The 20,492-nt window shown below is 73.3% G+C and carries 17 protein-coding genes; 6 read left to right on the top strand and 11 right to left on the bottom strand.

Annotated elements, in window-relative coordinates; genetic code table 11:
* Nucleotides 1–22 precede the first annotated feature (22 nt).
* The 4 genes from IH54_RS0107295 to IH54_RS0107280 all read right to left on the bottom strand — a co-directional run bounded on the left by IH54_RS0107295 (nt 23) and on the right by IH54_RS0107280 (nt 4,054).
* On the bottom strand, nt 23–1,789 hold the full coding sequence (locus IH54_RS0107295; protein WP_031514014.1) for an ABC transporter ATP-binding protein: 1,767 nt from the start codon (nt 1,787–1,789) through the stop codon (nt 23–25).
* A 199-nt stretch (nt 1,790–1,988) separates the two neighbouring features.
* Nucleotides 1,989–3,074 carry an S-(hydroxymethyl)mycothiol dehydrogenase gene (locus IH54_RS0107290; RefSeq protein ID WP_031514013.1) on the bottom strand — a complete coding sequence of 362 codons (1,086 nt, stop codon included), beginning with the start codon at nt 3,072–3,074 and terminating at the stop codon, nt 1,989–1,991.
* A 313-nt stretch (nt 3,075–3,387) separates the two neighbouring features.
* Nucleotides 3,388–3,609: a DUF5133 domain-containing protein gene (locus tag IH54_RS39405; protein WP_043180049.1), complete on the bottom strand. Its 222-nt coding sequence runs from the start codon at nt 3,607–3,609 to the stop codon at nt 3,388–3,390.
* A gap of 262 nt (nt 3,610–3,871) precedes the next feature.
* Nucleotides 3,872–4,054 (bottom strand): hypothetical protein, encoded by a 183-nt coding sequence (locus tag IH54_RS0107280; protein ID WP_031514012.1) that lies wholly within the window; start codon nt 4,052–4,054, stop codon nt 3,872–3,874.
* A 424-nt stretch (nt 4,055–4,478) separates the two neighbouring features.
* Between IH54_RS0107280 and IH54_RS0107275 the strand changes: the two genes are divergently transcribed.
* The gene (locus tag IH54_RS0107275; protein ID WP_052397172.1) at nt 4,479–5,714 is read left to right on the top strand and encodes an MFS transporter; all 1,236 of its coding nucleotides are present in this window, start codon (nt 4,479–4,481) and stop codon (nt 5,712–5,714) included.
* Between the two features lie 509 nt (nt 5,715–6,223).
* Here the strand turns inward: IH54_RS0107275 and IH54_RS0107270 are convergent.
* Both IH54_RS0107270 and IH54_RS0107260 read right to left on the bottom strand, forming a co-directional pair.
* On the bottom strand, nt 6,224–6,868 hold the full coding sequence (locus IH54_RS0107270) for a hypothetical protein (protein ID WP_052397159.1): 645 nt from the start codon (nt 6,866–6,868) through the stop codon (nt 6,224–6,226).
* A complete protein-coding gene (locus IH54_RS0107260; RefSeq protein ID WP_031514009.1) occupies nt 6,865–7,275 on the bottom strand; it encodes a YchJ family protein in 411 nt (136 codons plus the stop codon). The genes IH54_RS0107270 and IH54_RS0107260 overlap by 4 nt, the downstream gene beginning before the upstream one ends.
* Before the next feature lie 115 nt (nt 7,276–7,390).
* On the opposite strand from IH54_RS0107260, the gene IH54_RS0107255 reads away from it, so the two are divergent.
* Nucleotides 7,391–7,774 (top strand): hypothetical protein, encoded by a 384-nt coding sequence (locus IH54_RS0107255; protein ID WP_031514008.1) that lies wholly within the window; start codon nt 7,391–7,393, stop codon nt 7,772–7,774.
* Nucleotides 7,775–8,099: 325 nt separating this feature from the next.
* Here IH54_RS0107255 and IH54_RS0107250 read toward each other — a convergent pair whose 3' ends face one another.
* On the bottom strand, nt 8,100–9,641 hold the full coding sequence (locus IH54_RS0107250; RefSeq protein ID WP_031514007.1) for an ATP-dependent DNA ligase: 1,542 nt from the start codon (nt 9,639–9,641) through the stop codon (nt 8,100–8,102).
* A gap of 170 nt (nt 9,642–9,811) precedes the next feature.
* Here IH54_RS0107250 and IH54_RS0107245 point away from each other — a divergent pair, with 170 nt between their 5' ends.
* From IH54_RS0107245 to IH54_RS0107235, 3 genes are all read left to right on the top strand, one after another.
* Nucleotides 9,812–10,435 carry an alpha-ketoglutarate-dependent dioxygenase AlkB gene (locus IH54_RS0107245; protein ID WP_031514005.1) on the top strand — a complete coding sequence of 208 codons (624 nt, stop codon included), beginning with the start codon at nt 9,812–9,814 and terminating at the stop codon, nt 10,433–10,435.
* Between the two features lie 415 nt (nt 10,436–10,850).
* Nucleotides 10,851–11,339: a DUF5709 domain-containing protein gene (locus IH54_RS0107240; protein WP_031514003.1), complete on the top strand. Its 489-nt coding sequence runs from the start codon at nt 10,851–10,853 to the stop codon at nt 11,337–11,339.
* Between the two features lie 38 nt (nt 11,340–11,377).
* Nucleotides 11,378–11,944: a hypothetical protein gene (locus IH54_RS0107235; RefSeq protein WP_031514001.1), complete on the top strand. Its 567-nt coding sequence runs from the start codon at nt 11,378–11,380 to the stop codon at nt 11,942–11,944.
* A gap of 79 nt (nt 11,945–12,023) precedes the next feature.
* Here the strand turns inward: IH54_RS0107235 and IH54_RS0107230 are convergent, their stop codons facing one another.
* A complete protein-coding gene (locus tag IH54_RS0107230; protein ID WP_031513999.1) occupies nt 12,024–12,446 on the bottom strand; it encodes a hypothetical protein in 423 nt (140 codons plus the stop codon).
* A gap of 428 nt (nt 12,447–12,874) precedes the next feature.
* On the opposite strand from IH54_RS0107230, the gene IH54_RS46620 reads away from it, so the two are divergent.
* Entirely contained in the window at nt 12,875–14,302 is a 1,428-nt protein-coding gene (locus tag IH54_RS46620) for a GH12 family glycosyl hydrolase domain-containing protein (RefSeq protein WP_078861996.1), read from the top strand.
* A 129-nt stretch (nt 14,303–14,431) separates the two neighbouring features.
* Here IH54_RS46620 and IH54_RS0107220 read toward each other — a convergent pair whose 3' ends face one another.
* From IH54_RS0107220 to IH54_RS0107210, 3 genes are all read right to left on the bottom strand, one after another.
* Nucleotides 14,432–17,065 (bottom strand): discoidin domain-containing protein, encoded by a 2,634-nt coding sequence (locus IH54_RS0107220; protein WP_420711713.1) that lies wholly within the window; start codon nt 17,063–17,065, stop codon nt 14,432–14,434.
* A gap of 458 nt (nt 17,066–17,523) precedes the next feature.
* Nucleotides 17,524–18,222, bottom strand: a complete 699-nt coding sequence (locus IH54_RS0107215) for a maleylpyruvate isomerase family mycothiol-dependent enzyme (protein ID WP_031513994.1) — start codon at nt 18,220–18,222, stop codon at nt 17,524–17,526.
* 252 nt (nt 18,223–18,474) lie between these two features.
* Complete coding sequence (locus tag IH54_RS0107210) at nt 18,475–20,406, bottom strand: alkaline phosphatase family protein (RefSeq protein ID WP_052397158.1); 1,932 nt, start codon at nt 20,404–20,406, stop codon at nt 18,475–18,477.
* Nucleotides 20,407–20,492 lie beyond the last annotated feature (86 nt).

Raw genomic sequence — 20,492 nt, 5'->3', positions numbered from 1 at the left:
CGAACGGCCCCCGCCCCGGCGCTCAGGCGAGCTGCGCGGCCTGCAGCCCGGCGTACGCGCCGCCGCTGCGCAGCAGTTCGGCGTGCGAACCGACCTCCGCGATCCGGCCCTCGTCCATCACCACGATCCGGTCGGCGTTCCGGATCGTGGAGAGCCGGTGCGCCACCACGAAGACCGTACGGCCCCGCACCAGCCGGGTCAGCGCCTGCTGCACCAGCGCCTCCGAGCGCGAGTCCAGCGCCGAGGTCGCCTCGTCCAGGACCAGCACCCGCGGGTCGCGGATCAGGGCGCGGGCGATGGCCAGCCGCTGCTTCTGCCCGCCGGACAGCCGGGCGCCGCGCTCGCCGACGACCGTGTCCAGGCCGTGCGGCAGCCGGTCGATGAACTCCAGCGCGTTGGCGTCGCGCAGCGCCGCCCGCACCCGCTCCTCCGGCACCTCGTCCATGCCGTAGGTGACGTTCTCCCGGATGCTGCCCTCGAACAGGATCGACTCCTGCGGCACCACCGACAGCCAGTTGCGGTAGTCGCGCAGGTCCATTGTCTCCATGTCGACACCGTCCAGCAGGATGCTGCCCTCGCTCGGCCGCAGGAAGCCGATCACCAGGTTGAGCACCGTGGACTTGCCCGCGCCCGACCCGCCGACCAGCGCGATCGTCTCGCCGGCCCGCACGTCCAGGTCGAAGCCCGTCACCGACGGGCGGTCCGCCTCGGGGTAGGTGTGGCCGACACCGCGGAACTCGAACCGGCCCGTGACGCCCTGGACCGGCGCCTTGCCGTCGTTCTGCTCCAGGTCCGGCGCCTGGAGCACCTCGCCGATCGAGCGCACCGACTCCAGGCCCTTGCCGATCTGCGGGGTGAGCGTCAGCAGCGTGGTGACCGAGCCGGTGAGGCTGGAGAAGTACGCGCTGAGCATCACCACGGTGCCCGGCGTGACGCTCAGCCAGCCGTAGTACGCCACCAGCGCCGAGCCCGCCAGGCACGCCACGCCGATCGCGTTGAGCAGGATCCAGGCGATCGAGCCGAACCAGCCGTTGAGCCGGTCCAGCCGCAGCCCGGCGTGCAGCACCTCGCCGAGCGTGCGGTCCACGCGGTGCAGCGCGGTGGTCTCCAGGCCGTGCGCCCGGGTGATCGGGATCAGCGCCGTCATCTCGTTGACCCGCGACGACAGCTGCTCCACCTGCTGCCGGAAGGACTCGTTGCGGTCCCGCAGCCGCCGCCGCAGCTTGACCACGAGCGTCGCCGAGGCGGGCACCACGACCAGGTAGACCGGCAGGAAGGCGGGCGCCTGGATGCCGATGACGACCAGGCCGCCGCTCAGCGTGGCGAGGGCGGCGAGCCCGTTGTCCGCGGTCTGCTGCGCGGCGGTCTCGATCGTCTCGACGTCCCGGATCACCTTGGCCTGGAGCACACCGGCGCTCACCCGGGAGTGGTAGCCGATCGACAGCTGCTGCATCCGGTGGCACAGCGCGCTGCGCAGCCGGGTGCCGGTCCGGCGTATGGAGCCCTGCATGCACCGCACGTACGTCAGGTGCAGCGGCAGGTTGAGCACGAGGATCACCAGCAGGACCGCCGAATTCCACCACAGGACGTGGATCGGCCGGTGCTGGACGACGACGTCCACGACGTTCGCGGTGATCAGCGGCAGCAGCCACACCGGAGTGTGCTTGCCGAAGAAGGCGGCGACGGCCAGGGCCACCCGCCGCCGGTCGGGATGGAAGAGGTAGAGGAGGGTTCGTACGGGGTGCTCGCCACGGTAGCGGTGGCTGAGCGTGCCTTGCGGCAACGCCATTGCAGGCTCCTCGAATCACGTCTTCGCGGTGGTGCGTGCGGGCGCGCCGAGCAGCACCTCGCCATCGAGGTGCTGACCGTTTGTCGTTTCGCGCGCAACCACCCTAGGGCGTGACCGGTCTGCCGCGCCCGGACGTTTCCCGCGGCCGCGTTCCCGCGCGGCGGCTGCGTACGGCCCCGTCGCGGCCCGCGTCAGGGGCTCACATCACGACGACGGACCGCAGCACGTCCCCGGCCTGCATCCGCGCGAAGGCGTCCTCGATCTCGTCCAGCGCGATCGTCTCGCTCACAAAGGCGCCCAGGTCCAGCCGCCCCTGCAAGTGCAGGTCGACGAGCATCGGGAAATCCCGCGACGGCAGGCAGTCGCCGTACCAGGAGGACTTGAGCGCCCCGCCGCGGCCGAAGACGTCCAGCAGCGGGAGTTCGAGCTTCATCTCCGGCGTGGGCACCCCGACCAGCACCACCGTGCCGGCCAGATCCCGGGCGTAGAAGGCCTGCTCGTACGTCTCCGGGCGGCCCACCGCCTCGATCACCACGTCCGCGCCGAAACCGCCGGTCAGCTCGCGGATCGCGGCCACCGGATCCCCGGCGCGGGCGTTGACGGTGTGGGTGGCGCCGAGCGCGGAGGCGGTCGCGAGCTTGCGGTCGTCGACGTCCACCGCGATGATCCGCGCGGCCCCGGCCAGCCGCGCCCCGGCGACGGCCGCGTTGCCGACGCCGCCGCAGCCGATCACCGCGACGGAGTCGCCGCGGCCGACCGCACCGGTGTTGAGCGCGGCGCCGATCCCGGCCATCACCCCGCAGCCGAGCAGCCCGGCGACCGACGGCGACACCGACGGGTCGACCTTGGTGCACTGGCCCGCGGCGACCAGGGTCTTCTCGGCGAAGGCGCCGATGCCCAGCGCGGGGGACAGCTCGACGCCCCCGGCCAGGGTCATCTTCTGCCGCGCGTTGTGGGTGTCGAAGCAGTACCAGGGCCGGCCGCGCAGGCACGCCCGGCAGCGGCCGCACACCGCACGCCAGTTGAGGACCACGAAGTCGCCCGGCCGCACCTCGGTCACGCCCGGCCCGGTCTCCTCGACGACACCGGCGGCCTCGTGCCCGAGCAGATACGGGAAGTCGTCCCCGATGCCGCCCTCCTTGTAGTGCAGGTCGGTGTGGCACACCCCGCACGCCTGCACCCGCACCACGGCCTCGCCGGGTCCCGGATCGGGCACCGTCACCGTCTCGACGCGCACCCGCTCGCCCTTGCCCGGGGCGATCACCCCGCGGACTTCCTGTGCCATGCCTGCTGCCCTCCTTCGCCGTCGTCCGGCGGTCGTCGCACTGCCGTGACGCCTGCGGTACCGCTGTCGGTACCGCGTTCGCCACCGCTGCCGACGATAGGCGGCCGCGCCCCGCCGGGGCAGTACGCGGCAGCGGCCGACCGGGTGGTGCCGCCGCCCGGTCGCGGGCCCGTGAGGGCCGTCGGAGCGGTGGGTCAGCGGCGGGCAGCGGCCTTCCGGACATCGTCACGGGCTGTGTGCCCGCTGTTGGTGACAACGCCGCGCAGGGCCGAACGGGTCATGTCGCGGGGGAATTTCGTCCCCACGTGTGGTGTCAGGCGGCCGCGCCGTCCGCGGCGTCTTCCGCCGCCACGATGTGCGCGCGCGCCACCGCGAGCGCCTCGGTGACGTCCCGGGTGCCGGTCGACACGCACAACGTGTAGGCGGTGTCCCGTAGTTGGCCGGCGATGCGGGGATCCGTGCCGTCTGCGACCGAGGTGAGCAGCTCGTAGCGTTCCACCAGGTCCAGCAGCACGGTCGGGTGAGCCATCAGCATCGTCGTACTCCTCGAAGATCGGTGAAGTCGACCCCCGTATGCCCGCTCCCCGCGGGCGCATGCGCGATGCACCGGGAATGTCGCGCACGTCTCATCGCGGCACGGCCCCCGCACCGGCGTGCCGTGCGCGGCCCTCGCAACTGCGGGCCGGGCGGGGGACCTGGGTGAACGTCCGCCGCCCGGCCCGGGAGCCTGGCGCTGTTCGCCGGTCTGGCGAGTGGAGTACGGGAAGGGCGCGAAGTGCGGAAAGGGACTGAGTCGACTAGTCGATGCTGCGTAGGATGTGGGTCTCGGAGGGGTCGTCCTCGTATCCGGCGAGCCGGATCGGGGCACACCGGGACCACGTCTTCAGCGGTCCCTCCTCGTCGAGCCGGACGATGCGCCGCTCGTCACCGAGGCTGTCCTCGGGCGCTGTCTCCTCCTGCGTGAGCTGATCTCCAGACACCGCGTTCTCCTTAGCGTCGCGTCGACCGGGGTCGCCCTGGCGCGGTCGTTTCCCAGCGTCGGGCGCCCGGTGGGATTACTGACTTCGGGCGGTACGGACGCGGTGGCGCCTGTTGCGATAGCCGGAAGGGGGGCCGAGGTGGCGACTCGTTCCGGGACGGGCTCAAGGGGCCGGTACATCCCCTCCGGGCCTGTTCGTCCCGCACAGCGTATTCCGGCCAGTGCGATGGTCACCAGCCGGTTTTTCCCCACATTCGGATTCCGGCCACCTCCGGTTCGGCTGCCGCGGGGCGCCCCGACCGCGGCAGCGCTGGGCTGCGTTGCTACCGTTTGCCGTGCTCAAGAGTAGGAAAGCCAGCAGAAACCGGACTGCGCCATCCGGGTCAGGGGCAACTCCCGGCGCCCCCGCCGGGGACCGCCGCCGGCTGCTCGCCGACATCGGGCCGCTGCGCGACAGCCCCGACTTCCGGCGGCTCTGGTTCGGCAACGCGGTGTCCTACACAGGCCAGCAGATGACGGCCATGGCCGTCGCCCTCCAGGTCTACGCGATCACCGGCTCCAGCTTCTACGTCGGCCTCGTCGGGCTGTGCTCGCTCGGCCCGCTGATCGTCTTCGGTCTCTACGGCGGCGCTGTCGCCGACGCCGTCGACCGCCGCCGGCTCGGGCTCGTCACCGCGGGCGGCTCGACCCTGCTGTCCGTCGCGCTCGCCGTCACGGCCATCGCCCACCTGCGGGTCGTCGGCCTGCTCTACGCGATCGTCGCCCTGCAGGCCGTGTGCTTCGCCATGAACTCGCCGGCCCGCTCCTCCATGATCCCCCGGCTGCTCACACCCGAGCAGCTGCCCGCCGCCAACGCCCTCGCCTCGCTGTCCGGCGGCGTCGGGCAGATGGCCGGGCCCATGCTCGGCGGCGTATTCGTGGGCCTGTGGGGGTACCAGGCGGCGTACCTCATCGACGCCGCCGCCTTCACCGCCTCCCTCTACGCGATGTGGCGGCTCCCGTCGATGCTCCCCGGCGCGGGCGCCCCCGGCGAAGCCGACGAGCGCCGCCGCCCCTCCGTCGTCGAGGGCCTGCGCTACCTCGCCGCCCGGCCCAACCTGCGGACCACCTTCGTCACCGACCTCGCCGCCATGGTCCTGGCCCAGCCCCGGGTCCTCTTCCCCGCCATCGCCGGACTCTGGTACGGCGGCGACACCCGCACCGTCGGCCTGCTCGCCGCCGCGCCCGCCGTGGGGGCCCTGCTCGGCAGCGTCTTCTCCGGCTGGCTCGGCCGCGTCCGCCGCCAGGGCTTCGCCGTCCTGCTCGCCGTCGCCTCCTGGGGCGCGGCGGTAGCGGTGTTCGGCCTGACCCGCAACCTGCTGCTGGGCCTGCTCTTCCTCGCCCTCGCCGGGTGCGCCGACACCGTGAGCATGGTCTTCCGCAACACCATGCTCCAGTCCGCAGCGCCCGACGACATGCGGGGACGCCTCCAGGGTGTCTTCCTCGTCGTCGTGGTCGGCGGCCCCCGCCTCGGCGACTTCCTCGCCGGCTCCGCGGCCGACCTCTTCACCCCCACCGCCGCGGTCGTCGGCGGCGGCCTCGCCTGCATCGCCGCGATCACGTGCGTGGGGCTGTTCCAGCGCGGCTTCCTCTCCTACGACGCGGGTCGACCGGCGGCTTGAGCCGTCGGTCCGAAGAGCTCCCCGCTGCGCGGGGCGGCGAGCGTTTGCCCGGGGCTGCCTTGCGCAGGGCGGCGCGCTTTCCGCGCCGGGCGAGCTTTTCGGGGCGCGGGGGCGCCCCTGCCGGGGCGCGGGTCGTCACCGGCCCGAAGGGGCAGTTCGGTTTCGTACCGGCCGGCCGGCCGCGAGCGAAGCGAGATGGGGGTACCCCAGGCGAAGCTGTGGGGGAGGGTTGCCCGCGCAGTTCTCCGCCAGAGCTTCGCCTGGGAAGTACCCCACGCCCCCCTGCCAACGCCTGCCCGGCGGGGCAGTTGTGTCCTGAAAGCGGGAGCCGGGCGGCGCAGGTGCGCGGGAAGACGCTCGTCCCGCAGCGCGGGGCGCGTCCCGGGAACGCTCGCCCGGCGCGGGCGCGCACGAAAGAGGGGGCTCGGCGGCGCACGTGCGCCCAAAACGTGGGCCCGGCGGCGCAGGCGCGCCATGGGAACGCCCACCCCGCGCGGCAGGGGCGGGGCTCAGCGGGGGAGGAGCTCGGAGGCGAGAGCCTCCACCGCGGAGGCGAGCCGCTGCTGCGCCGGATCCGCGGCGACGGACGCCGCAACGAGCCGCGCCACATCCGTACGCCACACGCCCGTGAGGGCGATACGCACGCCGACCCGGCGAAGACCGCGCTCGACGAGGCCGCGCGCCACGTCCGGCCGCCCCCGGCGCAGCGCCTTGACCGCGCCCACCGCGTTGGCGAGCGCGCTGGCCGCGGGAGACCAGGGGTCGGCGACCTCTCCCCGCGGATCCGTGGCCGCCTCCGGGACGTCCGCGAGGACCACGAGGTCGAGCCGCCAGAAGAGCGGCAGCCCGCGGAAGGCGGCGAAGAGCAGCCGCTGCCCGGGCTCCGCCGCATTTTCGGGGTCGCACCGCAGCGACAGCAGCGGCCCGACCCGGCCCAGTGTGCGCCGCGCGCCCTCCACACACCGTGCGAACTCCGCGGCCGGAACCCGCCAGGCGATGTCGATGTCGCTGTACGCGTCCGCCGTCCCCGCGGCGAGCGATCCGCGCAGCTCCGCGGTGGAGCCGGCGCACGCGGCGGCCAGTGCGGCCAGCAGCTCCTCGGCGAGCGCGGCGCGTACCGCCGGGTCGAGCCCGTTCCCCCGTGCCGCGGTCACCGGCCGGGCCGCCCGGCCTCGCCGACGTACACCCACAGCCCGTCCTCGCGGACGAAGCGGCTGTCCTCGTGCTGCGCGCCCTCCCCGCCGCGGTGCCGGTAGTGCGCGCGGAATTCGACCGTCCCCTCGGTGTGGAAGGCACTGCCGCCGGTGCTGCCCAGGATGTCGAGGCCGGTCCACCGCACGTCCCGGTCGAGGTCCAGCTCGCGCGGCCTGGTCGTCGAGTGCCAGGTGCGCAGCAGGTAGCCGGTGTCGCGTACGGCGAAGGCGGCGTAGCGCGACCGCATGAGCTGCTCGGCAGTGCCGGCCCGGGCGCGGCCCTGGTGCAGGGCGCCGCAGCAGTCGGCGTAGGCGGCGGGCAGGCCGCAGGGGCAGGGCAGCGGGGTGCGGGCGGCGCGAGACGGCATACTCCATTGTCGCGGACGCGCGCCCGGCTGTTCGGGTGAGCCGGTGTTTCGTCCGCGTGCGAGCGGAAATGCGCTGTGCGGGGCAGCGGTACCCCATGCGACGGAAGGACACCCCGTGAGTACGGCAACCGAACAGTCCGCAGAACCGGCGGCGCAGGTCACCGTCATCATCGACGGCTGCACGAAGGAGGACGCCAAGACCGTGCTCGACGCGCTGCACACCAGCTTCGCGGGCGACCGCGCGGCCGACGACGAACCGGCGGAGGCGGCCGGTCCGGCCCCCATCGTCTGGTCGGCGACCTTCGACGTCTCCCGCACCCTCGCCCTCCCGGGCGGCCCCGCCCCCCTGGCCTCCCCGGTGAAGCTCACCGCCCAGGGCGGCTACCACGCCGTCGACCGCCTCCGCGAGGCCCTGGCGGAGTCCTTCACGGTCAAGGTGACGGGCACGGCCTCCGGCGACCAGGAGGAGGAAGCCGCCTTCCGCCTGACCTCCCGCTGACCCCCTGAGCAGCCCCCGCCGGCGGTCGGCCGTAAGACGGTGGATGCGCGTCCAGGGGCGCGGGGGACTGCGTGGGCAGCCTCCCACCGGCCGACGGGTCGGATGGCGACGTCGGCCCACCCGTGCCAGGGGTAGACCCCCGGGGCGGTCGGCCGTAAGACGGTGGATGCGCGTCCAGGGGCGCGGGCCAGTGGGGGCAGCCTCCCACCGGTCGACGGGTCGGGTGGCGATGTCGGCCCACCCGTGCCCGGGGTAGAGCCGGCGGTCGGCCGGAATCGGACAGGTACCCCCCGTCACCGCCCCCGGCGGAGCGGCGTCGGGCGCCTCAGCCCGCGTGGGCTGCCCGGACGGCGGACACCGTGTCCGCCTCGTCCGCCCGCTTGTCCTCCCGGTAGCGGACCACGCGCGCGAACCGCAGCGTGAGCCCCGCCGGGTAGCGCGGCGACCGCTGCACACCGTCGTAGGCGATCTCGACGACGAGTTCGGGCCGGACGGTCACCACGTGGCCGTCGTCGCGCACCGCGAGCCCCAGCAGGCGTTCGGTCTGCCAGGCGAGCAGCGCGTCCGTGAGGCCCTTGAAGGTCTTGCCGAGCATGACGAACGTGCCGTCCTCCGCCCGCGCCCCGAGGTGCAGGTTCGACAGCTTGCCGGTACGCCGCCCGTGGCCCCACTCCGCGGCGAGGACGACGAGGTCGAGCGTGTGCACGGGCTTGACCTTGATCCACGAGGCCCCGCGGCGCCCCGCCGCGTACGGCCCGTCGTCGGCCTTGACGACGACGCCCTCGTGGCCGCGCTCCAGCGCCGCCGCCATGAAGTCCTCCGCCGTACGCACGGCCGCCGGGTCCGCGGGGTCGGCGAGGAACGCCCGCCGGACGCGTACCGCCGGCGGCACGATCGCCTCCAGCTCCGCGTGCCGCACACCGTAGGGCAGGTCGAGCAGGTCCCGGTCGCCGGCGGAGAGCACGTCGAAGAAGACGGCGGAGACGGGCAGGGCGGCCGCGGCCGCCGCGACGTCGACGCGCGAGCCGACCCGGCCGGCGGTCTCCTGGAAGGGCCGCGGCCGCCCGTCCTCGCCGAAGGCCAGCACCTCGCCGTCGAGGACGAACCGCGTGCCGGTCAGCGCACGCACGGTCGTGACGATCTCCGGCAGCCGGCCGGTGACGTCGTCGAGGGTGCGGGTGAAGAGCCGCACGTCGTCGCCGTCGCGGTGGGCCTGGATGCGGATGCCGTCCAGCTTCTCCTCCACCACGCAGGGCCCGCCCGCCTTGCCGACGGCCTCCGCGACGGACTTCGCGGAGGCCGCGAGCATCGGCAGCAGCGGGCGGCCGACGGTCAGCCGGAAGCGGGCGAGCGCCTCGTGGCCGTGGGCCAGCAGGGCCTGCGCGACGGGTTCGAGCGCGCCGGCCAGCATCACGGCCCGCCGGACCTCCGCGGGCGGGGCGCCAGTGGCCGCCGCGAGCCCCTCCGCCGCGGCCGCGTCCAGCGCGCCCTGCCGGACCTCGCCGGTGATCAGGGCGATCAGGTACTCCTGCTCGCCCGCGGTGGCCGCACCCATCAGGTCCTGGAGGAGGGCGCGGCGCCCGGCCTGGGCACCCTGCCCCGAGACGGCGGCGACCTCGGTGAGCGCCGCGTCCACCTCGGCGACGGTGAGCCGCGGCTCGGCGGCGGGGGCGGCGCGGTCGTGCAGCGCGGCCCAGCCGACGCCGAGCCGCCCCTGCGGCAGCCGGCCGGCGAGGTACGCGATGGCGGCGGGCGCGTCGCCCGCCTCCGCCTCCCGGAAGAAGCCCGCGAGCAGCTCGGTCTTGCGCGAGCGCGACGCCGTGCCCGCGACGTCCCGGGAGACCCGGGCGACTTCCGCGAAGAGCATGCCTCCATCGTGCGCCGGGCGCGGCGCGGGCGCACGGCTTCGCGCGGTCCCGCCGGTCGGGGGCCGTGGGCCGTGGCCCGGGGCTGTGCGCCGGAGCCGGGTCCGGGCTCGGCGGGATTCACTCGAACGGGTAATCGAAAAGATGTGCGATCTGGCGTTATGGTGGAGGCATGATCCTTCAGCAGACCTCACTCTTCGCCACCGGCGCCCCCGTCCTGGGCGGTCTCGACGGGCTGCGCCGCACCCCGCTCGGCCACGGGGCGTGGATCGACGTCCTGCCGGGATGGCTCAGCGGCGCCGACGACCTGTTCGCGGAGCTGGCCGCGCGCGTGCCGTGGCGGGAGGAGCGCCGCACGATGTACGACAGCGTGGTGGCGGTGCCCCGGCTGCTCGCCCACTACGCCGCGGGCGCCCCGCTGCCCGACCCGGTGCTCGCCGAGGCGCGCGACCGGCTGAGCGGGCACTACGCCGCCGAGCTGGGAGAGCCCTTCGTGAGCGCGGGGCTGTGCTACTACCGGGACGGACGGGACAGCGTCGCCTGGCACGGCGACCGGTTCGGGCGCGGCGCCACGCGCGACACGATGGTCGCGATCCTCTCGCTGGGCGAGCCGCGCCCCCTGCTGCTGCGCCCGCGCGGCGGCGGGGCCCCGGCCCGGAAGGTGCCGCTGGGCCACGGGGATCTGATCGTGATGGGCGGCAGCTGCCAGCGGACGTGGGACCACGCGATACCCAAGACGCGGGCGGCGGTGGGCGGCCGGATCAGTGTCCAGTTCCGTCCGCGAGGGGTGGCCTGACGGCACCTGGGACGAACGGGCCGCGCCCAGGAATCCGCCGCATCGGCCGAGGGGCAGCCGGGCCGGGACCGGGGTCCGTGCCGGCGGGTGATGCCGCGCCGGCCGGGCCGGGGGCGGCCGGCCCGCCCGCAGGCGCCCGGCGGGGGGTCGCCGCATGATGGAGGTGGGCCGTCCGGAGTAACGGCGGACGGCACCCCGGCCGGTTTCCGCGCCGGCCGGACGGGCAGGCGAGCGGGTGGACGACCCGCCCCGCCGCCGCGGTGGCGCGGCGGCAGCGCGCGGGCCGTACGGCTCCTGATCAGGGAGGACGGTGGTCAATCGTGCGACGTGCGCCCGACGCGGCAGGTCCGGCCGCCGCTCCGCGGGCCGCGGTCCGCGGATGTGCCAGGCCGGCGGACGAGGCAGGTGCGGTGAGATGACCGAGCGGATCGACGGCACGATGGGCGACGACGTCTACCAGCCGCAGTCGGACGGCAGCGGGATCCAGGAGGACGCCGGTCCGCTGGAGCCGGAGGACACCCTTGTGGTCGGCGGCCCGGACGACGTCCTCGACGAGGGGTACTCGCCCCCGGAGAAACCCCGCGCCGTCGACGAGTACGGCACCACCGCGGCCGAGCAGGAGGCCCGGGAGAACCTGGACGAGCGGCTGCCCCGCGAGCGGCCCGACGTCCGCCCGCTGTCGGGCGACGGCCTGGGCGACACCCCGGACTCCGACGGCGAGCTGATCGACATCGAGGCGGGGGAGCGGCGTTCCGGGCGGCTCGTCGCCCCCGACGAGGGGGTGCACGTGCGCCGGGACGGGATGGTCGGCGAGGACGTCGGTATCGACGGAGCCGGGGCCTCCGCGGAGGAGGCGGCCGTGCACGTCGTGTCGGACGCGGAGTGGCCCGAGCCGGAGGAGTAGCCCCGGCGGCCGGGCAGTGAAGGCAAGGAGCGAGTGCGATGAGCGAAGTGACCAGGCCAGAGGACACCCCGGGCGTGCCCCCCGAACACGACCGCATCGCGGGCCCGGCGAGCATCCGCGGCCAGGCGGCCTACTTCGACGAGCGGGCGAAGGCCGACGTCGAAGCCCAGGTCGCGGCCAGGGACCACCACGAGGGGCTGTCCGCGCGCATCCAGGAGTCCGCCGGCGAGATCCACGCCATGGTGGACGGCGTGCGGCACGACGACACCCGCATGCCCACGCGGGCGGATCTGCGCCCGGTGGCCAACGCGCTGGCCCGGCATTTCGAGGCGACCGAGAAGACCGCCCGGCAGGCGCTGGACGAGCGGCACGCGGCGGCCGACGTCGTCCGGGAGGACCGGGAGGAGGGCGAGCGGCTGCAGCGGAATCTGGACGACCTGCTCACGCGCGAGCAGCCGGAGGACACCTTCAACGTGTCCGCGTCCGGGGTGCTGGGCGAGATCGACCTGTACATGGCGCACGAGCGGCGCGACCTCATACCGGCGATCGACCGCGAGCTGTCGCCGACCCTGAGCGCCCGCCTGGCCCGCTCCTTCGCCGTCTGACGGCGCGTCCGAGCCGCCCGTACCCGGGCCCCCGCCCCGCACGGCGCGGACGGCGGCGTGCGGGGCCCGGGGCGTACGGTCACAAGCCGATGAACTGGTAATCCGTGGCGATCCGGCCGTCCGCGGCGAGCAGCAGGACCTGGAGGCCGCCGCCCTGCGGTTCACCGTCGGCGCGCGGCACGTAGGCCCAGCTGAAACGGACCACGTCGTGCAGCCGCTGCACGTCCCCGTGCACGCGGAATTCCGCCTCGCCGGGGGCGACGAACTCCTCGTAGGCGGTGCGGACCCGGAATTCGAGGGCGTCGTGGCCGCGTGCCTCCAGGACCACATCGCGCATGCCCACCTTCTCCGCCGCCTCCCGCATCGTCTGCGGCGGCTGGAGGACCTGGAGGGCGTCGTCGGCCCAGAGGCGTTCGACGGCCTTGCGCCGCGCGCCGGGGTCGGGTTCGTTCCAGACCGCGACGTAGCGGTCCGCGAACGCGTCGAGAGCGGTGTCGGGCATCGGTGCCACCTCAGGGGGAGTCGTCGTCGCGCGGTGCGCGGGTACGTCCCAGAGCCTGGTGCGCCCGGGTCGACCGGACAATTCCCGCCGGGGAATGGTCAGGATCCGGCCCGGACCGGCTTCGGCCGGGCTCGAACGGTCAACGCCCGTTCCACACGAAGAGCTTGACGGTGTGCGTTCAACTCATGAAGCCGTGACAGGGTCTTGACGGCGCGCGGGGCGGCTGGATTCCATGTGTTGCGGTGCCGGGAGCCGCTCCGGCCCCGAGAGTCGACGTCTGACGCCGCACCAGAGCCAGCGTTGTGTAAACCCCTTGGACCCAAAGGAATCCCGGGGTCAGCAGCACGACGGTTTGGGAGCGCTCCCATGGCGTGCTCCGCTTCCGTCCCGCAGGCCATCCCCCCACGTACTGGTGAAGGGACCATCCAGTGACTCGCCCACTCGTCCCCACCCGCCTCCGGTTACGGCGGCCGCTGCCGCGTCGGCGGCGCCTGCGGCCCGCAGCCGCGGTGCTCACCGCGCTCGCCGCGCTGCTGCTGCCGCTCACCGCGGCGCAGTCCGCGCACGCCGCCTCGGTGCAGACCTGCGACCCGCAGGGCACCATCGCGGCCGGTGACTACACCATCCAGGCCAACGAGTGGAATTCCACCGACCGGCAGTGCGTCACGTACACCGGCGGCACCGCCTGGTCCCTCGACACCGCGAACTTCGGGCTCGGCACGAACGGCGCCCCCGCCACCTACCCGTCGATCTTCAAGGGCTGCCACTGGGGCGACTGCACCCCGGGCAGCGGCCTGCCGCTCAAGGTGAGCGACCTCGGCAGCGTGACCTCGTCGTGGAGCACCGTCCAGCCCGCCTCCGGCGCCTACGACGTGGCCTACGACCTGTGGATCAACTCCGCGCCCAGCACCGCGGGCCAGCCCGACGGCACCGAGATCATGATCTGGCTGAACAGCCGCGGCGGCGTCCAGCCCTTCGGCGGCAGGACCGGCACCTCCACCGCGGCCGGCCACAGCTGGGACGTCTGGACGGGGCAGCAGACCTCCTGGAAGATCATCTCCTACGTCCTCCAGGGCGGCGCCACCTCCGTCGCCGGCCTCGACGTCAAGGCGCTGATCGACGACGCGGTCGGCCGCGGCTCGGTCGACCCCGCGCACTACCTGATCGACGCCGAGGCGGGCTTCGAGGTCTGGCAGGGCGGCCAGGGCCTGGCCACCACGGGCTTCGACTTCACGGCGAGCCCCGCCTCCGGTGGCGACACGCAGCCGCCCACCGCGCCCACCGGGCTGACCGCGTCCCCCTACCTGACCGACCGGGTCGACCTCAGCTGGTCGCCGGCCACCGACGACACCGGCGTCACGGCCTACGACGTCTACCGCGGCGGCGCCCTCGCCGGCAGCACCGCGGGGACGTCCTTCAGCGACACCGGACTGAGTCCCGCGACCGCCTACACCTACACGGTCAGGGCCAGGGACGCGGCGGGCAACGTCTCGGCCGCGTCCGCCCCGGCCACCGCCACCACCTACCCGGGCCCCGGCACCCCGCCCCACGACGACGGCACCTGCACCGCCGCCTTCACGCTCAACGACTGGGGCACCGGCTTCACCGTCGACGCCACGGTGACGAACACCGGAACCTCCACCCTCCACGGCTGGACGGTGAGCTGGACGTACGGCGGCGGCCAGCAGGTCACCGGCGGGTGGAACGCCACCGTCACCCAGACCGGCACGGCGGTGACCGCCAGGAACCTGTCCTACAACAGCGAGGTGGCCCCCGGCGCGACCACCCACTTCGGCTTCCAGGGCACCTCCACCGGTGCCGCCACCGTCCCGCGGCTCACCTGCACCGCGGGCTGACCGCCGTGTCCCCGCCCCCCACCGGGGACAGGGCAGGGGCCGCCGTCCCGGTCTCCCGGAACGGCGGCCCTTTCGGTCCGTCAGGTCGTCGTGTCCGACGACCGCGTGGCGGCCCTCACCGCCGCGCGGCTACGGGTACGAGGTGACCGTCGACGGCACCGTGCTGGTACCCGAGGTGCCGGGACCGGTGCTGTTGATGACGTGGGCGTACTGGCCCATGCCACCGAGCGACACCACCAGCAGGTCGTGGAACTTCACGCCGGGCGTCGCAGGGGCCTCGAAACCGTGGTCCTGCACGATCGTCGGATCGGCGGTGAAGTTGCAGTAGCTGCCGAGTCCCCAGCCCTCGTGCGAGGTCACGTTGTCGTCGACCTTGTAGGCCGCGTAGCCGCGGATGCTGCCGTTCTGGATCGCGGCCTGGTTCGGCGGGTCGTAGGCGATCTCGTTCTGGAAGAAGATCGTCTTGCCGTTCTGGCCGTGCCACTCGACGTCGTACTTCTCGAAGTGCTCCACGAACAGACCGGTGGCCAGCACGTTGTTGCCGTTCACCTTCATGCCGTAGTTGGACGGGTTGGTGGTCCACCCGACTCCGGCACCGTGGTCCGCGCGCCACAGCCAGGTGTGGTCGATGATCACGTCGTTGCTGTTGATCTCGAACGCGGTGTCCGCCTTGCCCGGGCCCGCCCCGCCGATCCGGGCGAAGACGTCCTGGATCGTGGTCGGGTTGGACGCGTGGCTCGCGGACGAGCCGGGCGCGCCCACCTGGAGCAGCTGCGCGGAGTTGCCGGTGCCGGCGTCGATCAGGAAGCCGGCCAGCCGCACGCCGTCGACGTCCGCGACCTTGACCGCGTCCACGCCGTTGTCCGGGATGACCGTGGCGTAGCCCAGGCCCAGCACCACGGTGTTGGCGCGGGTCACGTTGATGGGCTGGTCCACGTGGTAGATGCCCGGGGTGAGCAGCAGGTTCAGGCCCTGGGCGAGCGCGGCGTTGATGTGGGCCGCGGAGTCACCGGGGTGGGCCACGTAGAACTGGGTCAGCGGGATCGAGGTGCCCGGGGTGTTGGGCCACGACACACCGCTGGCGTTGGTGCGCAGGCTCGGCACGAACACCGAGTAGTTGTTGCCGTCCAGGTACATGTACGGCTTCTCGCGCGACTCGGGAGTGGTGTTCAGCGTCGTGTAGACCGGGTTCGGGAAGCCCTGCGCCGGAGCGCCCTGGACACCCGAGAAGACCATGTTCCACACGCCGTTGGTCCAACCGCCGATGGAGCTGTCGCGGGTGTACCACTGCTGCTGCGAGTACGGGCCGACGGTGCCGTCGATCTTGCTGTCGGCGATGTAGCCGCCGGACGCCCAGCCGTAGCCGTTGGGCGCGAGGTTCAGGCCGCCCTCGACGTGGATGCGGCGGAAGGGCGCGGCCTGCGCGACGGCCCAGCGGTCGTCGCCGCTGACCGGCTTGACGGCCAGGTTCTCCACCGAGCGCCAGAAGTTCTGGGTGGCGTTGCCGTTGAACCAGCCGGCGTCCACGGTGATGTCACCGTTGATCTGGACGTCGTCGGGGTTCTTGCCCAGACCGGAGACCGAGGTGTAGAAGCCGACCTGGTCGTTGAGGCCGTTGTAGGTGCCCGGCTTGAAGAACACCTGGTAGCGGGCGTCGCCGAACTGGTTGCTCTCCTGCTGCTGGAAGATCTGGTCCAGCTGGCCCTGGATGTTCGCGGTCGACGGGTCGAAGACCTTGACGTTCGGGCCGAGGTCGCCGCCGCCCTGGATCGGGCCGCCCGGGTCGGTGGTGGGCGGCGTGGTGGGCGGGGTGGTCTGGCCGCCGCCGGCGGTGCCGTAGACCTGGAACTCCCACAGCGAGTAGCCGTAGCCGGTGGCCCGGACCGTGCCGTACACCCGCACGTACCGGCCGGTGCCCGAGACGTCGAGCGTCTGGGTGCCGCCGGTGCCGGTGGTGGTGGAGTAGACGTCGGTCCAGTTGGTGCCGTCGGCCGAGGTCTGGATCTTGAAGGACTTCGCGTACGCCGTCTCCCAGTTGAGGGTGACCGACGAGATGGTCGCGGTGGCGCCGAGGTCGACCTGGAGCCACTGCGGGTCGCTGGCCGCGGAGGACCAGCGGGTGCCGGTGTTGCCGTCCACCGCGGCCGAGGCCGGGGTGCCGGCGTTCTCGGTCGAGGAGGCGGTCGCCGTCTTGCCCTGCGACAGCAGCGTGCCCGCGCCCGGGTTGGAGCCGCCGCCGGTGCTGCCGTAGACCTGGAACTCCCACAGCGACACGCCGTACTGGGTGGCGCGGACGGTTGTATAGATCCGGACATAGCGCCCGGAACCGTTTACGGTGAGGTTCTGGACGCCACCGGTCGCGGTGGTGGTGGAGTAGACGTCGGTCCAGTTGGTGTCGTCGGCCGAGGTCTGGATCTTGAAGGACTTCGCGTACGCCGTCTCCCAGTTGAGGGTGACCGACGTGACGGTGTCGGTGGCGCCGAGGTCGACCTGGAGCCACTGCGGGTCGCTCGCGGCGGAGGACCAGCGGGTGCCGGTGTTGCCGTCGACGGCCGCGGAGGCGGGGGTGCCGGCGTTCTCGGTGGAGGACGCTGTCGCGGTCTTGCCCTGCGACAGCAGGGTGTCGGCCGCGTGCGCCGAGTGCATGGGCACGAAGAGCAGCAGCGAGGCGATCAGCGCCGTGATCACCGCCGCGGCCACCTTGCGCCGGTTCGACAGCACCGGGGATCTCGGTGCGGCCGTCCCGGTGGGGGGAGCGAGCATGGGCAACTCTCCTGGTTCCACAGGTGGGGGGCAGAGGGTGCGCGTCCGGGCGCATACGTGTCCGGACGGTTCGTCAGGTGCCGGAGAAAGCATCGGTGAGCGCTCTCCCGGTGGAAACCCGATGGAAATGAGAGCGCTCTCCCGGCACACACGGTGATGTTTCTCCCTGTGTTTCATCCATGTCAAGAGTTGTGCACAAAGCCGGTACGGCGAAAAGGTGAAGGGTCAACAAGTCCGGCATATGGCCCGTAACTTGCGACAGATGTTGAACTTGACGCGTTGACCAGCACATATCGCGCTGGGTGTTCGGCGCGCGGTACCGCCGTGCCTCGTGTCCACCGTGGTCGGGCAGCTTCCGGGCGGCGGCGGGGGTGTGAGGAGCCTTCAGATCATGAACGCGGAAGCGGTGGTTCCCCTTCTGTGCGCGCGGAGCCTCCCGGCGGCGCGGTGCCCCGCGGTCACGGCACCAGCGGGCCGCGCAGCACGGCGTCCGCCGCCTCCGCGTCGCCCTTCCGCACCAGCCGCGGGTCCTCGGCGGGCAGCCGCCGCCACAGCATCAGCAGCAGTTCCTCGGCCCGCCCGGTGACCGCCGCCACGGGCGCGCCCGGCCCGTACGTCCACGAGCCGCCGGTGTCGGTCGCCTCGAAGGCCACCGCGCGGGGCGGCGCCGCGGCCCGGCCGACCGCGACCTGCCGCGGCGCGAAGGTGTCCAGCACCTCCGCCACCCCGTCGGCGGCCAGCTCCGGGTCGAGGGGGCCGGGCGTGTCGCCCGCGGCCTGCTGCGCGTCCCAGCGGTGCACCAGTGTCTCCAGGCAGCGCCGACGCTGCCAGAAGCCCACCGTGTGCGGCGGGTGGAAGGTCCACGCGGGCCCGGCCGGGTCGGTGTCCAGGGCGGTGAGGAGTTCCGCGCAGCGCTCGTCGAACCAGGGCAGCAGCGCCGCCTGCTCGCGCGGCGGTACGGGCGAGCGGTGCGCCGGGCGGCGGGCCCTGATCGCGGTGACGGCCTTGGCGTGGCCGGCCCCGAGGTGGCCCGCCAGGTCCCGCAGCGTCCAGCCGGGGCAGTGCGGCACCGGCGCGTCCGGGGCGCCGCCGGCCAGGCAGCCGCGGAGGGCGGCGCTCTCCCGGCGCAGCGCGGGCAGGTAACCGGCGGTCTCCATGGCGCGACCCTAAGCCTGCCCCGCCGCCCCGCCCGGCTGCGACGCGGCGCCGGGCACCCGGCTGCCGCAGTGGCCCGCCCGCCCGCGGAAGGGCGGCGCGGCCCCCGGGCCGCCTTCGCACGGCCGGCTGCCGCGGCGGGCACGCGAAGGCCGCCCCGGCGGTGCGCCGGGGCGGCCTCGGGTGGCGAACCGGGGTCAGGGGGTCCGGTTCAGCCGTGCGGCCGGGTCAGGGGCCGCTCGCGCGGGGTGCGGTCAGGCCGCGGCTCCCGTGCGGCTGGTGCGGTGCTTGCGGGCGTACCACAGGGCACCGCCGCCGGCCAGCAGGACGCCCGCGGTGATGCCCAGGGGCAGCACCGGGGAGCTGCCACCGGTCTCGGCCAGGGTCTGGGTCTCGGCGTTGTTCCCGCCGGTACCCTGCCCGTTGCTGCCGCCGTTGCCGTTGCCGCCGGTGTTGGCGTTGTTCCCGCCGCCGGCGTTGCCGTTCCCGTTGCCGCTGTTGCTGATCGGCTTGACCGACTTCACCGAACCGTCGGCGTTGAGCAGCACCTGCTGGTTGTTCGGGTGCTTGAAGTCGAAGGCGCCGTCGAGCGTGTTGGCGCGGGCGTCGAAGGACGCGTCACCGATGCGGCCGGTCTTCCAGTTGTCCTCGATGAACTTGGTGATCGAGGTCTGCTCGGTGCGGGTGTGGTCCACCGAGTTGGTCTTGCTGTAGGGCGAGATCACCAGCAGCGGCTGCCGGGTGCCCGGGCCGCAGCGGTCCGCGTAGCCGCCGGCCGACTGCGGACCCGCCTGGCAGGCCGGGCTGTCGATCGCCTTGCCGTTGGAGCCGACAGTGGCGTCCTTGGAGCCGTTCTGCGGCGTGGCGTACGCGTGGTCGTACCAGCCGTCGGAGTCGTCGTAGGAGATGACGACCGCGGTGTCCTTCCACTCCGGCGACTGCTGGAGCTGGTTGATCTCCTTGACCAGGAAGTTCTGCTCGTCGATCGGGTCGGAGTAGGCGGCGTGGCCGTCCTGGAACTCCGCGGCCTTCAGGAAGCTGACGGCCGGCAGGTTGCCCGCCTTGAGCGCGGCGTCGAAGTCGGTCAGGTCGTAGTTGTGGTTGGCCTGACCGTCGTGGCCGATCTCGGCGGTGTTCTTCGGTGCCAGGTGGTGCGGGTTCGACGTCGACTTGTAGTACTGGAACGGCGAGTGGTGCGGGCTGTAGTCCACCGAGGTCGCGCCGGCCACGTTGGTGTGCGTGCTGCCGGCGCAGGAGGCGTAGTCACCCTGCTTGCCGTCCCACGCGGTGGACGGGCGGAATCCGCCCTGGAACCAGCCCCAGCTCACGTCCTGCTGGTTGAGCAGGTCGCCGATGTTCTTGCCCTGCATCGCGGCCAGCGAGTTCTTGCTGGCGTGGCTGTTGTCCGAGCAGTCGTCGAACGCCGGGTCGGGGTCGTTGACGACCGTGCCGACACCCTTGGCGTCGGGGGAGAGGACCGTGTACGCGTCCGGCGTGGCGGTCTGCTTGGGGTTCTCCGTGCCCGAGGCCGGGTCCACCGAGACCACGCCGTGCGTCTGGCCGGAGACCAGGTTCAGCGCGCCCGGGGTGGAGGGGCCGTAGACGGTGCTGTAGGAGTTGTCGCCGAGCGAGTAGTGCTGGGCGTAGTTCCACAGCGCCGTGACGGTGTTGCCGTCGTAGTAGTCCATGACCAGGCCGGGCTCGCCGAACAGGCCGCCCGAGCAGGTGCTGGTCTCGGTGTTCTGGACGTACAGGTCGGCCTTGCCGCCGTTCGCGGCGTACTGCTCGGGACCGTAGTTGTGGTTCTGGTCGCAGGTGACGGCCTGGTCCGGCGTCAGACGCTTGGGCGCGTACTGGTTGGGGTTCTTCTTCAGCAGGCCCGCGTGGCTGAGGGTGTCGACGTTCTTCGGCGTGTTCTTGGCCGCGGTGAACGTCGTGCCGTCGGTGTTGGCGGCCACCGGGTAGCTGCCGAAGTAGTGGTCGAACGAGACGTTCTCGTCGTAGATGACGACCAGGTGCTTGATCGGCGTGGCGGTGGAACCGCCGCCCTTGCCGTGGCCGTTGGAGTCGGCGAACGCGGGCGCGGTGCCGCCCGCCAGAACGAGCGCTGCCGCCCCCGCGAGGGCAGCCCAGCGAGCCGGGCGCGCCCCTCTTTGCCTGCTCGTACCGCCGCCTGTGGTGCTCATGCTTTCTCAGCCTCCGCTACGTGGCGCTTTACGCGTGCCGCTGTCGATTCGTGCACGTTGTCGAACGAGATCGTCCGGGCGGTCCG

The sequence above is a fragment of the Streptomyces sp. NRRL F-5123 genome, from assembly GCF_000721495.1.
GTDB lineage: Bacteria > Actinomycetota > Actinomycetes > Streptomycetales > Streptomycetaceae > Actinacidiphila.
This window is presented reverse-complemented; position numbering and strand designations above follow the sequence as displayed.